11 protein-coding genes are annotated in these 14,523 nt (G+C 44.0%); 1 reads left to right on the top strand and 10 read right to left on the bottom strand.

The genetic code is table 11. The annotated features are described in order from the left end of the window. Positions 1-179: 179 nt before the first annotated feature. Genes DFP79_RS01125 through DFP79_RS01080 form a run of 10 tightly spaced genes read right to left on the bottom strand, consistent with a single transcriptional unit; the run spans position 180 to position 13,328 of the window. Positions 180-860: a sugar transferase gene (locus tag DFP79_RS01125; protein WP_133502122.1), complete on the bottom strand. Its 681-nt coding sequence runs from the start codon at positions 858-860 to the stop codon at positions 180-182. Next, positions 853-2,019, bottom strand: a complete 1,167-nt coding sequence (locus DFP79_RS01120) for a glycosyltransferase family 2 protein (protein WP_133502121.1) — start codon at positions 2,017-2,019, stop codon at positions 853-855. Before DFP79_RS01120 ends, DFP79_RS01125 begins: the two co-directional genes overlap by 8 nt. Continuing rightward, a complete protein-coding gene (locus DFP79_RS01115) occupies positions 2,016-3,104 on the bottom strand; it encodes a glycosyltransferase (RefSeq protein ID WP_133502120.1) in 1,089 nt (362 codons plus the stop codon). Before DFP79_RS01115 ends, DFP79_RS01120 begins: the two co-directional genes overlap by 4 nt. Positions 3,105-3,116: 12 nt before the next feature. Beyond that, a complete protein-coding gene (locus DFP79_RS01110; protein WP_133502119.1) occupies positions 3,117-4,661 on the bottom strand; it encodes a GumC family protein in 1,545 nt (514 codons plus the stop codon). 25 nt (positions 4,662-4,686) lie between these two features. After that, the gene (locus DFP79_RS01105; RefSeq protein ID WP_133502118.1) at positions 4,687-7,125 is read right to left on the bottom strand and encodes a hypothetical protein; all 2,439 of its coding nucleotides are present in this window, start codon (positions 7,123-7,125) and stop codon (positions 4,687-4,689) included. Positions 7,126-7,138: 13 nt separating this feature from the next. Further along, entirely contained in the window at positions 7,139-8,398 is a 1,260-nt protein-coding gene (locus DFP79_RS01100) for a glycosyltransferase (protein WP_133502117.1), read from the bottom strand. Next, entirely contained in the window at positions 8,395-9,165 is a 771-nt protein-coding gene (locus DFP79_RS18145) for an acyltransferase (RefSeq protein WP_133502116.1), read from the bottom strand. Before DFP79_RS18145 ends, DFP79_RS01100 begins: the two co-directional genes overlap by 4 nt. Positions 9,166-9,198: 33 nt before the next feature. Further along, complete coding sequence (locus DFP79_RS01090; RefSeq protein ID WP_133502115.1) at positions 9,199-10,668, bottom strand: O-antigen ligase family protein; 1,470 nt, start codon at positions 10,666-10,668, stop codon at positions 9,199-9,201. Continuing rightward, on the bottom strand, positions 10,652-12,133 hold the full coding sequence (locus DFP79_RS01085) for a lipopolysaccharide biosynthesis protein (protein ID WP_133502114.1): 1,482 nt from the start codon (positions 12,131-12,133) through the stop codon (positions 10,652-10,654). The genes DFP79_RS01090 and DFP79_RS01085 overlap by 17 nt, the downstream gene beginning before the upstream one ends. Positions 12,134-12,143: 10 nt before the next feature. Further along, positions 12,144-13,328: a glycosyltransferase family 4 protein gene (locus DFP79_RS01080; RefSeq protein ID WP_166637613.1), complete on the bottom strand. Its 1,185-nt coding sequence runs from the start codon at positions 13,326-13,328 to the stop codon at positions 12,144-12,146. A 164-nt stretch (positions 13,329-13,492) separates the two neighbouring features. Here DFP79_RS01080 and DFP79_RS01075 point away from each other — a divergent pair, with 164 nt between their 5' ends. Continuing rightward, positions 13,493-14,473, top strand: coding sequence for a glycosyltransferase family 2 protein (locus tag DFP79_RS01075; protein ID WP_133502112.1), 981 nt, complete (start codon positions 13,493-13,495; stop codon positions 14,471-14,473). The last annotated feature ends 50 nt before the right edge of the window (positions 14,474-14,523 follow it).

Genomic DNA, 14,523 nt, shown 5'->3' with positions numbered 1-14,523 from the left:
GAGTGTGTAATTAGGAGATTGCAGAGATTAGGCCAACATATTAAAAAATATAAAGCATTGATTTATATTGTTTTTATTTTTAACTAAGCGGGTTTTTGATGTGATGAAAGAATAAAAATGCAGAATGCAACGGATGGTTTTGCATTCTGCAAAAGAAGAGCGGGGAGACTTAACAAGGGTTATTGTCCTCTCCCCATAATAACAACGGTAATGGTTTTCCACGTAATGAGCGCGTCCATTAAAATCCATTGTTTGAAGGACGTCAGAGCGACGGAATAAGATAAATCGTATCCAAGCTTATTGCGACTGTCTTCAATGGATTCGTCGTATCCCTGATACACCTGTGCCAACCCTGTAATCCCTGGTAAAACGCCATAGGTTCGTTCACTAAACAGCGGGATTTGTGTTTCTAATTTGCCCATTATGCCGGGTCTTTCTGGACGAGGGCCGATCATCGACATCTCACCTTTCAACACATTGAAGAGTTGAGGAAGTTCGTCGATGCGTGTTTTTCTCATAAACCTTCCCACTTTGGTTATGCGGGAATCATTTTTCTGAGCCCAGACGGGGCCGGTCGCTGATTCCGCATCTTGAACCATGGTTCTAAATTTCACCATTTTGAAAAGGCTCGATGTGTTTTTATTTCCCAAGCCTATTCGAACTTGAGAGAAGAAGATCGGGCCTTTGGAATCGAGTTTTATAGCGATCATAACCAGTGGCCAAATTGGCAGGGTGATGAGCAGTAATGTTGTGGCTAAAAAGACATCGAATACGCGCTTACACAGCCTCACTCGGTTAGGAACATAAGTGACAGACGCGCTTTGAATAGCCTGATCTTGAGTGCTGGTTAAATTAATCATGAGATCTTCTCCAAGGTGTGGTGTATTTGCCAGATAGATAATGGGATATGGCCAACGCATTGATAAAGTGGGCTGAGATCACATAGTGAATCTTTACCAGTAAATGGTTATTGATCTTAAAGTAGTGTTGCAGCGTTGCTACGCCATATACGAGTAGTTGAACTGCGACTATAGGTACAAACCAAAGGCTATAGGCTGCTAAAACGCCGGAGGACAGTAGCGCTAAAAGAAATAACATTGGCATAAAAGGGCGCAGCCATTTACACGAAAAAAACATAAAGGCTGTCATGCCATATTTGGGATTGAGTAAAGGCAGTAAGCGGATGCTTTGCTGGAAATTCCCGGCACCAATTCTCAGCCGGCGATTCAAATCTTGTTCGACATCGGTTGCTTCAAGTTCCACTGCAATCATTTCTTGCTCGTAAATTACACGATGGTTTTGTTGGATGATCGTGCATGGAAGTACAAAGTCGTCATTAATGGTATCTGAAGGAAGAGGGCAAAATAAGTCGCTTCTAAACACGTAAAATGCACCATGAGCACCTAATGTTGAACCTAGGTTACTTTCAGAATTTTTAATGTCGCATTGATACTTCCAATAACTTTTTTCTTGTACTGCGCCATCGCTCAAAAAACGATATGTCGCACACACAGCGCCAATTTCTGTGTTTTGGAAATGCCGTGCTGCAATTGTAAGTGCGTCAATCGACAGTAAAGCAGAAACGTCGGAAAGAGCGGTAATATCAGACGTGATACAAGGAAGAACTGCATTGAGTTGCGCTACTTTCCCCTTGTTTATGTGGCTGTTGTGAATCGATACGTTAAGTCGCCCCAGTAGCGGTTCTTCTAACACTTTCTTTGCAACTTCGTATGAGCGATCGGTGCAACCATCAAAAATTAGATGAACCGTTAATTTTTCATCTGGGTAATCAACGAACGAAATATTTCGAAGCTTATCTGCAATTACGTTTTCTTCATTGTATATGGGAATGACCAGTCCAATACTGGGTAGTTCAGCGTCTGAAATAGACTCTGATTGTTTCCTGTTACTTTTCGATGTTCGGTTTTTGGAAATGAGTTTAATCAGTATGGGGTATCCTGCATGATGGTAAACAATCAGCAAGCTGCAAAAGAGAAAAATTGACATTAAGAGGATCATGAGGCTTCTCCTAATTTAAGCATTAATGTTCGGTAAGATTGCGCGGCTTTATTTAAAGAATATTGGGATGCGACGAACTGTCTTGGAGGAATTTTATCTTCATCAATTAACAACTTTTTACTGATGGCCAATGCAAGCGCCTCACTGTCTTTAGCGGGGATGAGCATTCCCGAGTCAGGGCAAATCGCTTCCTCGCAGCCGCCCACGTCGGTCAAAATGACCGGAATATTGCATGCTTGAGCTTCTAACGGGGATAACGGAAGACCTTCAGCTTCGGACGGCAAGCAAAAGACATCTAATGAGCGATAAAAATCGCACATATTATCGAGGTTTCCAAGGAAGTGGATGCGATCGCTTAGCCCTAAAGCCTCGGCACCGTCTTCTAATTCTTGTCGTAGCTCTCCATCGCCTGCTAAAGCAAGGTGTATGTCTTTTGGTATGTCCAACATTGCGTTGAACAAATACGTATGACCCTTACCTTGAACCAGCCTAGCCGCACAACCTACAAGGCCACTCTTTTGCGGTAAAGAGAGCGCCGAACGTGCTTGAAACTGACTGCCTGGAGAGAACTTATCGGTGTCTATACCGTTTGGAATAATGCAGTTTTTGTATTTAGGAAATAAGATCGACAAGGCGCGACCGACGTACTTCGCGTCTGCCACCAGTGTAGGTTTTACGACCGACAACAGTGATGATTGCAACAGATAGCGCTTTCTACTTTGTTGTAGGTGCCAAACGTCGTGCTCTGTATGCACTATGTTACGAATGCCGACACGTTTGGCCGCTAAACCACCGTATAGCAGTGGGCCAATATGGTGTGTGTGAATTGCATCGGGTTTATGCTTTTTAAACAGTGACGTTAAGGTTTGAACAACCGACCACTGTAGCCCAGGTTGCTTATCTAAAAACACCATATCACACTTAGTTTGAAGTAATCTTGGCCACTGTTTTTCTGCTTTAGATTGTTGTCCTTCTAAACTTACGATAGTGATGTGATCGATGTTTTGATAAGCCTTTTCGAGTTCCAATACGAGTGTTTCAATGCCGCCCGGCGCGAGATGTTGTACGACTTCGATGATTTTCATAACCTTCTCCGATTAAGAGTGTCTTTTCGAGTTAAGTAACGTTTTTTGGGGTAATGTTGATTGCGTGTTTTCTGTGAAATCAGGCGACGCTAGGAGCCTATCCAGTTGGTGACGTGAATCTTGTACTTTAGGAATGCGCGCCAAAACGGGTACGCCTGCTATGGACTGAACATCGGTGATATAACGCAATCGAGAATCGGTAATTTCTATAATCAGTGCCGCACCGGAGCCCAGCCCAATGCCCGCAATTACGCCAAGAATCATGTATAAAATGGCGGGCATGTTGCTTGGCGATGAAGGGGTATAGGCTTCATCAATGACTTTTATTCGGTCTTTTTGTTCATAGTCACCCAGAGCGCCAGTCAATTTTGCTCGTTCGTGACGATTTAGCGTATCTTGATAAACTTTCTTTTTAACCTCGATGTCTCTGTTTAACGTTTTGAGTTGTTGTTCGACAGTGCTGCTCGATGAGATAAAGGCAAGTAAGTCTTTTTGCTGAAGCTTTAGTTGAGCCAACTCTTGCTTCATGCGTGAGTAGCGCAATTTAGCAGACTCGATTTCCTCGCCGGGGATGAAGCTTACATTGGCCCCAGAGTTTGGTAGCGCGTCTTCGATCTTGGACAGGCTGGACAACCAAAGTCGCTCCAGCTCATCAAAGCTTGTAATGGATTTGGTTATATTGAGAAACTCGATAAGCTCTTTCTCTAACCTTGATAAATTTGCCGTCGCAATAACGACTTTGCTGTGTTTTTGTGTGTATCGAGCGAGTAAGTTATTCAGCTCTCTTTTTTGCTGCATTATGTCGTTTTCTAGCAGCCCTATGAGCGGGTTATTGCGCAACAGTTCGGTATGTAAGCTGTCCATGACGGCCTGCTGACCTGCAAGTTCTATCTCTTTATCAGCAATCAATTGGCGAAGCTCTGACATACTTTGAACGTTATTATTAAAAAGGCTTGGAAGCTGAAGCGCATTTTTAGACTTAAACTTCGCCAGTGCTACTTCGGCTTCCTCCAACTGAACGCGTTGTTCGATAAGTTGGTTAAGCAAAAAGTCTTCTGAGCTGCTCATGGAGCTGCGCTCAGGGGCGAGTAATTGTTCGATAAAGACTTCTCTGACTTTTTTTAATACTTGGCTCATGCCTTCTGGGGTACCGCTTCGATATGAAATACGAATGAGGTCAGAGCCAAACAGGTTAACTTTTAAATTGGCGGATAACTTGCCGATGATTTGATCTTTTGCGTAATTCGAAGCGTTCGAGGCATACAGGCTTTTTTCTTCTGCGACGCGTTTTAAGATATGACGGCTATGAAGAAGTGTATCGAGTGCTTTAATTCGCTGCTGAATTTGAGTCTCTACAGAGAGATCTTTCAAAAATGGGTTTAACGTGGCGCTTTCTTGAATAAGAAATGAGGTGTGGTTATCGTAAATTTTGGCCGAAGAAGTCGATAATAGATAACCGACAATGGGCAGAATAAGCGGTGGTATTATTAATAGATATCGATGCCTCCATGCGGCACAAAGCAGGCGATATATTCTGGCTTGGATTGCAAGATGCATAGATAATGGCCCATAAAAATTAATCCTATCTTTCTATGGGCAGGCTTTGTGCCAGCTTCTTTATTTTGCTGATTAATAAGTTTATATCCTTGTTTGATATAGATTTTTTTGAATATTCTAATGAGATTGCCTGTTCTAGCTGATGCTTTAAAATTGCAAAATGGATATCGTTATTTGCATTTTGAGAAAGCCAAAATAACCACTTCAAATCATTAATTCCCGAGCGCATATGAACGAGGTCGGATCGAATGATGGGAAAGTTACAGCCTTGTTTGTTGGGCAAAAAGAACTGAACATCGTCTTCGCGACCGTCAGTTGGGTCGAATGGATGGGCGGTGGGCATTCTGCCATGCCACTGCCAGAATCCTCTCGCTTTCGAGCGCCATAGATACGCGCCAGATGAGTACCTAAGGTTCGGTAAATTATACAAATAATAGCGTGTACCTGCTTTTTGCAACGTCTCAAATGAAGACGGGTTGAGACCATATCCTTGATTAATTAATACGTCAGAGTAGTTTTCAATCACGTCTGCATGTTCATTGTGGTTCAGTTGAGCATATCGACGTAATGTCGGCAGAAAATCCGCCAGTTGGCTATTCAGAGCATTGAGTTGCTCATCCATTTTAATAAAGAGTCCCGGCTCGTCTGCCAAAGACCACAGTGTGTAAGGGTGGGATTGTTTTAGATTCTGAAGCACAGAAATTTGTTCATGCAAAGGTTGATTGACCATGCGTTTTAGCGGCGTATATGCTGGTAAAGGGGGTTGGAGTCCTTCTAGTAATGGCGCTTGTATGGCTTTTTTGAACGCCATTATTGATTCAGGCTCTGTCGATGGGGTTGGCAGTGCTGGCGCGACTCCAGACAGGCCGAAACGTTTTAAAAATCGATAGTCACACCGAGCTTGTTTTATGGCGAGATCGTTCGAAAACCAACTTAAATGGGGTGCATAATCCAAATAAATGCCAACCGGAACAGGCGTTTGTGGCAAACGCACAGGCATATGAATAAAAGTGTGGTTGAGCGATCCCTTTGAAAAAACAAGTTCTCCCACAGAGGATATATTATTATGAGTGTGGTGTGGCGCTCGATGAACCTTGGCGAGCAGATACCAAATGTCACCATTCTTTGCATCTGTCGTCATTGGGTCAAACGATTTAAGGTATGAGCGTAGTGTTAGGGCTTTTTCTTGTCCTCCCACTCGTCCAAGGATTGATTCTTCTTTTAGCCAAATAGCCTCAGTAATGGGAAGTTGATGGGACAATAAGCGACCTAAATGTTGATCAAACTTGATCTTCAGACTAACCAGCTCAGAGTGTGCGACATGCGTTTCGCTCTCCCCAAATACGGTTAAGTTGGCGTCGTTTTCCCATGGTTCAGAAGACAGCAATATTGGCCATTGTTCAATGAATGCCTGTTTCCGAAGTTGATCGAATTTTTCCATGGTCTTTTCAGACCCTCCATTCCAAGGGGTTGCGATCACACCTGAAAGAAATTTTCCTGCTGGAACATTACTTTCAAGATTGATTTTGAGCTGTTCGTTCTCAACTTGGACAACGGCATCTATGGGGGTGCCTCGGAAAATCATAAAAGATTCCCAAAAACGTTCGGCAATGATGCGATTGGAGGTGGCGTTTAAAGACGAAACGCCGGACAGATCAGGTTGATTAAAATAGTAGTTATCATGCCATTGTTCTGGGGTTAGATCTTGTGCAAAAATCGTCTGATCATTAATGGATATCGAACGGTTTAGAGGGTGCGGTAAGTATTCCCATTCACCTATGTCGTTTATCCATAAACGCACTCGCCAAAAACCATTACGAATAGGCAGGGTGATAGAGTCAATTCCTTCAAAACCATCTCTGATCAAGCCATCATGATAGGGTCTGTTGCGAGCTCTCAGATTACCTTTCAATAAAACATCGCTTGGTTTGTTTAAACCGACTCCTCCAATGTTTTCCCACCTTGATCCTGATGAAACTGGGTAGAAGCCCCATGCTCCGCTTTTCTCCTGACTACCGAAATCCCATCCTATAAGCTCTTTTGGTGCTTTGATTTTTGGTGCGATTTTCGCGTCAATTAATTCTGTTTCACCCTCTATTGTGGCGTAGTAAATGCGACGGATTTTATGGGATGAGAAGGTAGCACTACGTCCGGTTTTCAAATTGTCTAAATCGATTCGAATAGTGAAGTTACCTTTACTTAGTAATTGCTCGTGATTAAAACGTGAAAAATAATGATGGCTCTTGGGATGATCAATTCGTATTAGCGCTCTAACGCCTTTTGATAGCGCTTTGCCTTTAATCACCAGCTCATGTCCGTTATCTACCCCTGATTCAAATGACCAAAGCTGCTTTTTAAACGGCGGAGTTAACGTGAGCTGTTCAGATGACAAAGAGGAGTCAGAACGCTTTGTCTCGACTGCATCGGAACTTACAGTATGAGTCGCAATGAAAACGCAGCTCAAACAGAGCATCCATTTAACGTAATTCAATGCAAACCTCTCTTTTTGAGTTGAACGTCTTAGGGGGAGTGATGCCTTGTTTTTCATTGAGTGCACAGAGTACATAGTGGTGTGCTAATTTGGCTTTTTGAGACCAATCATCTTGCTTCACGAGATTGGATTGCAGGGCGCGTTGCGTCTGCTTTTCCTGATTGGAGCATTGGCCTAGTTCTCTGACGATGTGATCCAGTTTTGAAATATAATCGTCGTGCTCGCTTACTAATGTTATGGCAGATTGATAGGCACGCGCAGCATGGAAATCCGTACACACGATGGGCGTTCCTGATGCTAGGTATTCTCTTAGTTTCAATGGGTTGCAATGATCGATCTGCTGACAATGCCGAAAGGGTAACAGTGCAATGTCCCAATTTTGCACAAAGGCGGATAACTGAGAGTGAGGCATTGGAGGTAATATTTTGACGTTTGGCTTGTTCAGTAGTTCTTTGGTGTTGGTATGGACGGCACCAATGAGCATGAGGGTCCAACTAGGATAATGATCCGCAATCTTTTCCAACAGTTCGATATCAACCCAGTCGGCGAGTTGACCATAAAAGCCAAGTGTTTTGGTGTGCGGGACCCCTGTGGGTTTTGAACGCTTTTGAGCAAATTGACGATAATCAACACCGTGTTCCAGCAAACGGGTTTTATGTGCTGGAAACCGATCCGCCAACATTTCACTTGCTGTCAGAATGAGATCGCATTTTTCAACCAGTTCGTCTTCCATTCTGCCTATGATCTTATGATCGACCCCAGCAAGCGCTCTAAAATCATCGCCGCAGTAGTAAACGCTTACTTCTTCGTCGCAGTGGCCGATTACATCAACGGCAGAAGGCAAAGAAAGCCAAAGAGCATGAGGGGATTTTTGCATTGATGCCTGCGCTTTTTTGATCTGTCTAGACAGACAGTATTTGTTTACTTTTCGGGCAGGGGGAAATCCATAGAAAGGCAATGCCATTGGCGATAGGACTGTTTGCGGTCTGGATTCTGGAGGCGTTACTGGAACACTTTGCAATAAAGGTGGTTCGCAATAACACGACGCATGTTTGGAAGCGTTTCGTGTCATCATTTTTTTGCCTTTTGTGTATAGGCGTTTGATGTCATGAGCGTTTAATTTCGGATGACGTAGCCCCATCGAATTCATCCAAACGACCTGTTCATTCGCAGAAAGGTAGCGAAATAGATGTTGCGTGCTGCTAGGGTGACTTCCCCAATCTTCTCCAAATACTGTCCATTTCATAATAGACTTCCTTGTTCAGCAAGGTGGTTGGTCGTTGGAGCGCGTTCGTGTTCATTGCATTCTTGGGTTGTTAGATGCCTGATAACTTTGGCTGGGTTTCCAGCAGCGATGACATTGTCAGGGAGACTTTTTGTCACCACGCTGCCCGCACCAATGATACTATTTCGCCCAATCGTCACACCTCCCAGCACCGTGACTCCCGTTCCCAACCAAACATTCTGTTTTAAATGGATGTTGCCAATTTGCGAGTCAAGCTCTGGCAGCCCGTTCGCTCTGTCCGTTGGGTTAATTGGGTGGCCCGGATAGCCCGCTAAAAACGCTTTTCCTGCCATACGAACGTTGTCTTCGAGAATGATATCTTGGCCAACTGCTATGTTGCTTTGCCAACCAATATCAACGTTGTCACCCACAATAAAGCGAGGTGTTTTACTCCCCCAACGCGCCGAGACAGTACTGATACCCGACCACCGACAATTTTGACCGACTTGTATTGTTGGCTTACCTAATATTTGTGGCATACCTGAATACAGATAAAGATGCTTTCCTCCTCGAATCTGGCTTTTGAACAGCGGAGTCCAATAGATTCTTCGAGTCAGGCTGGTAAAGAATGTTGTTATAAAGTTATGCAGAAGCAGCAAACATTGGGTAAAAACGGGAATGCAGGGCATTTCCAATTGTTGGCATGAATACCACAAACGGCGAATACTTTTTGCCGCAGAGGTGTCACTGGTTTTTGCCCAATATTTTACAGACTGAATGGATTGCATGATGTCGTCCTCGCTATTCCTCAATTCGTCTATTCACATAGTGCTACGTGAAGAGTTCTCTTCTGTGTTTGCATCCTCTGTGCCATTTGCAAATTGCATTTTTTGACTGGAATCCTGTTTTTTAATAGAAGACAGAATGGGGCCTAAATTGGCAGTCACGGCCATGCTGAGTGCGAACAAAATATAAATAGGCCACGTAAAGCCTTGAGTCAGAAAGGTGCCCGACACCATGACGCCGATCACACCTGCAAGCGTTGCTTGAGCGCTGACGGCTAACGGAATGGGAATGCCGGCTCGTAAGTCTTTATTTTTTAGCGCAGCGTTAAGAGACGCTACTTGTTTGATATTGTTGATTAAGAGGCGAACGACCATTGTTGTGAAAGCGATAAAACCTGTGAATCCTGTTTCCGCTAACACGCCCAGCCAAGTACTGTGAACTGCGTGATTTTTGCCATCCCAATGTGGGCCATAAAAGAAATAGTTCACATAAAAGTTGTTTAAGCCGACGCCGCTGAATGGGTTGGAGATGGCCATATTCCATGCCGCCTGCCACGCATAGATCCGGCCCATGGCCGATGCATCAATGCCGTCTTCCGCAGCGCCTCCAGACGCTCTATCTGATATGCCCGCCAGAGCCAGAAGAAGCATGGCAGCGGCACCTGTAAGGGTGATGAGTAACACTTTGTTTTGAATTTTTTGCCAAGCAAATACACCCGTAACGGACATAATGCCAAGTAAGCCTCCTCGGCTTTGTGTAGCAATAATGGCGGATACGAGCAATATGTACCCGCACACCCCAATAAACTTTAAAAAACGTTTATTATCTGGAGAGAAAATAATGGCCAGCGCAAAGCTTGTAGGAAACAGCAAAACCAGCGCCAGATCATTTGGATCGCCAAGCATCGAACCAATATCTCGACCGATTGTCACACGCGACCCTTCGACCAGACCGATTCCATTCATCTTGTTTTGTAAGGCGATGAGAGCGATCACGCTGCCGGTGATTAATATCCCCCAATTGCATATTGCAAAGTCTCGTTTGCATTTTAGTAACCAAGCAATGATGAAAACCATAACGGCGATTTTAATAAAGTTGCCAGTCCAAGCCGCCATCGCTTCACCACGATTACTGGCGAATAGAAGCCCAATGGTTACAAACGCACAAAAGACAATGAATCCAGTCATGTGGCTGTTCCAATAGGGCTTTATCTCTTTGGTAATCACCATATGCCACGCTGCAACACCCAAAGACCCAAGAGCGAGTAATTGCGGTATTTTCAAAGAATATAAAACCGGAAAGGCCTCATGGATTCTAAAAAACGAAAACAAGATAAACCCCATACAAATCCATGTTGTGTTTTTAAGTGCGAACCAAGCCGCCAAGGGCAGAAAAACCAAAGGTAAAACCAGAAACGGATGAGGTAATTTCCACCAAACTAACCCGATAGCACCGCACAGCAAGAGCGACAGCCCCACACGTTTGAGATTAGAGAGTTTTTGCATAGGGCCTCCCAAGTTTTACGACCCACACTAGACAGGCGATGGATGCGCACAGAGCCACCGAAAACATGATCCAAAAGGTAAATTTGGTGTTTGTTATCACGGTATTTAACGTAGTTGAGGTCATCAAGGTAATAAGCAGAATGCTTGTTAACCCCAGCGCACCTTTTACTAATAGACCCAGCGGATAAGCGATATACAGCACATGTTGACTGACGAACCAGTACGCAACTAAACGACCAAGCTGACTGATAACAAAGGTAAGCAGAGCGCCATGTACGCCATATGAGGAAATCAAAACAGGGAAGCAAATAACGCAAAATGCCCCCGTGCCCAGTTCTATGTACATTTGAATACGGCTGTTTTCGCTACTAAAGCAACCTAAGTTGTAGAGCGCGCCCCATTGTTTGAGAACTCCCGCCGCTAAAAGCCACGGTAAGAAATTCATGGCTTGTAGAATCGCTGGGTCAAATAGGTGAAGGATAAGCCACTCAGACCAAAGCCAAACCAATAAACTGCTTGCCATGGCGATTAGTACACCTAAGGTTGCGCCTGTTCCTGCACTGCGTAATGCATGCGGATTTGATAGCACGTTCATACGTCGTGCATACCACCAAAGTAAATACGGCTGATTGCATAAGGCTGCGATGAGAAAAAACTTTATAGCGATCGCGTAGGCGGCAAGCAATTCAGGGGATGTATATTGAGCAAGTATCACCACTTCCATTCCTTGGGAGGCATACATGGCGAACCCACTCAGCACGAAAGGCCAGCCATATTGTAAAGTGTGCCAAAGTGCCTTTGCATCAAATCGAACGCCAGAACTTTTAAGCTGGTGGACGATGAGTTCGCTTGCTTGAATGAGACTGGCAGCGAGAGACGCGAAAAGCAAAAAAGTCAGACCATAGCCGAGACTTAAACCAATGACCGTTAATAAGCTGTATACCAAGGTGCGCATCAGCATTGAACGTAAAAATATAAAGGCTTTTTCTTCCATTCTCAGCCAAGCTAAACAAAGCCCGATAATGCCTTCGAGTGACATAATTAGCGTACATAAGATCAGCTCAGAAGCGGACAATGGGGTGATCTGATTAATAAGCGGAAGGCTTATTGAGAAACTTAGGAAGACGCCTCCGCCTATTAGGGCCGCGATGCATAATGTGGTTCCGAAAAGCGAGGCAACGATGCGCTTTTTAGCGGAGCGATCTTTTGCTTCACCTGCTTGACGATAAAGAAGGTTTACCATGCCAAAGCTGACGACAATTGCTGCGCCGTTTAGCAGAGCAATAATGGTTTCAAGTCGAGCAAACTCGATTAAACCAAGCTGACCAGCAACAAACGGAAGTAAGAAAAGACTAATGGCTTTTGAAAGAATAATTCCAATGGCGTAACACGCTTGCTGGGCGAGCGCGCTTTGTTCAACGAATATGCTGTCTAAGCCTTGTTTGAATGCCGTGTATTGTTTCATCCCTCGCTCCCTATCGACATTCTTCAAACGCGTTTGAGAGCAGTTTGACTTGATCGTCGATCAGGAAGTGCTCAAGTAAGTGGGAATAGGCTCGATTTGCTTGATCGCGTTTTTCTTCAGGAGCCATTTCTAGAAATTCGATCATTTTGGCTGCGAGTGAAAGAGAGCAGCCTGATTTCACAATGTTTGCCAGAGCGTTGTTATCTGGCTGGTTGTTTAGCATTTCTAGGCATGCGCGTATGTCACTTGTAATGATCGGCAGCTTTAACATCATGGCTTCTTTTATTACCAAAGGCCCTGTGTCTTGAGCGCCTGCTGGCGTCACGATAAAGGGCGCAATTAGGCCACAATATTGATGGTGATTTTCTGCGATCCAATTGGATTGTTTTGCACCTAAAAAACGAACGCAATTATCGACGTTTAGAATGCGACTTGTGGTTTGTAGTTCTTCTTTTAACGGCCCATCACCGACTAAATCAATTTGAGGTCTATGTGCTTTAGGGATAGAAGCCAGCGCTTGCAGCATGACAAACAACCCTTTTGTCTCAGACAGTCTTCCTATGTAAAGCAGGCGTTTGGCTCGATAGTTCGGTTCATTGATATTTTTAGCGCTCGACACGTCTACACCGCAGCGTACTTTGACAATATTTGAAGAGGGAGCGAGCGCTTCCATATCGTTTTTCATCATGTCACACACCGCGACAGCGAACGTGGCATTCGACAGTTTTAATGGCAGATCAGAAGGATTTTTGTAAATGTCGTAACCATGGCAAGTAAACGATACGGGAAGGTTCGTCAGCCTCGCTGCTACAATGGCGGTTGCTGTGCTCGCAAGCCCAAAATGCGCGTGAATATGCTGGCATTCTGACTTTTTAACGAACGCTGCGAGTTTAGCGCCATACCAAAGCAGCGAGCGTTTAGGTAAACCAGATTGTTTACTGACAAATTGCATTGCATTTTGCAAACCAAATCCAGAGGTGGTTAGCATTTTCAAAGCTTCTTGCCATTCAATGCTTTTTAGCTCAACTGCGTGTTTCGATAGTTCTTTGTCTTCCTGTTGTCCTTCTTCGTTTCGTGCGTCGAATGTTGCTAGCTCAATAGTATGGTTGAGTCGCTGTAACGCCCTTATTTCATTGCCAATAAAGGTTTCTGATAAAACGGGAAAAGCCGTTGCTATGTACGCAATTTTTTTCATCTCTTTTCTTCCTGTTCTCATCCGTCTTAAGTGTGACGTTGGCACATTGAATGCTAAGTAAGTTATGACGAGTAACTGAATATTCCCTCTAAAAAGGGCGTGCAAAGCATTCTTAATATTGACTAGAGCAAGCTAAGTGCCAAACCGAAATAGAGGATACGAATATGAAGAAATATGTAGGAAAACAAAAAACAGGGTGTGAAGGTTCGTTGGAAGAAAATGGAATAGACGTCACTGTCATAATGCCAACATACAATTGTTTAGAGTATTTACCCGATGCGGTGAACAGTGTGCTTTGCCAAAAAGTAGATCTAGAGTTGATTGTGATTGACGACTGCTCGACAGATGGATCAGATGACTGGCTGCGTCAAATGTCCGAACGTGATGCTAGGGTAAAAGTGATCAAAGGTCAGCACAAAGGCGTATCTGCCGCTCGAAATTTGGCCATCCAGCAAGCAAAAGGTCGCTGGGTTGCATTCTTGGATGCTGACGATTATTGGTATTTAGGGAAGTTAGAAGATCAATTAGCCTGTTTAGAAAAATCTCCAAACTGCGTTTTGAGTTTTACAGAGTACGACCATTTTGGTGAGCAAAATGAATGTTTAGGACGCTGTTTTGATTTTTGGCCACGCTTCCAAAAACGTATAAAGAGCGATGATGAGGTGGTATATCTAACAGGAGAAAAGAAAACCAGTATTTACGAAGAGAACGTCATCGGAACGTCGACAGTGGTTGTAAGAACACAGACACTAAAGGCAGTAGGTGGCTTTGATGAGACACTGTTTTCTGCCAGTGATTGGGATCTATGGCTTAAAATCAGTCTACTGGGTGATGTTATCGTTCATAAAAAAGCGGCAACGGCGTACTTAGTAAGATCGAACTCTATTTCCAGAAATGCTGAACGTCGTATTGCCAGTGTTGAACTCATATTAGACCGTCATCGTAAGGATATGGAAAATTTGAACCCAGAGTGTTGCGCGCCTGCTTATGCTCGCTTATCCATTGCCAAAGCCGAAGCGTACCGAGATCAATCGGGACACTATTTACGCGCCCTTAGGCATTATATAAAGGCCTGTTCAGGATTGCCTACAAAGCGTAATTTATGGGCAATGCTGTCCCACTTTGTAAAAGGTGCTCGGAATTAATAATGGACGTATCTAGCCAGTAAAAGAATCGTTTTTGATAGATAGATTTG

This window comes from Marinomonas balearica (assembly GCF_004362145.1).
Taxonomy (GTDB): Bacteria; Pseudomonadota; Gammaproteobacteria; order Pseudomonadales; family Marinomonadaceae; genus Marinomonas; species Marinomonas balearica.
Note: the sequence above shows the minus strand (reverse complement) of the source record. Positions and strands in the feature narration are given on the sequence as shown.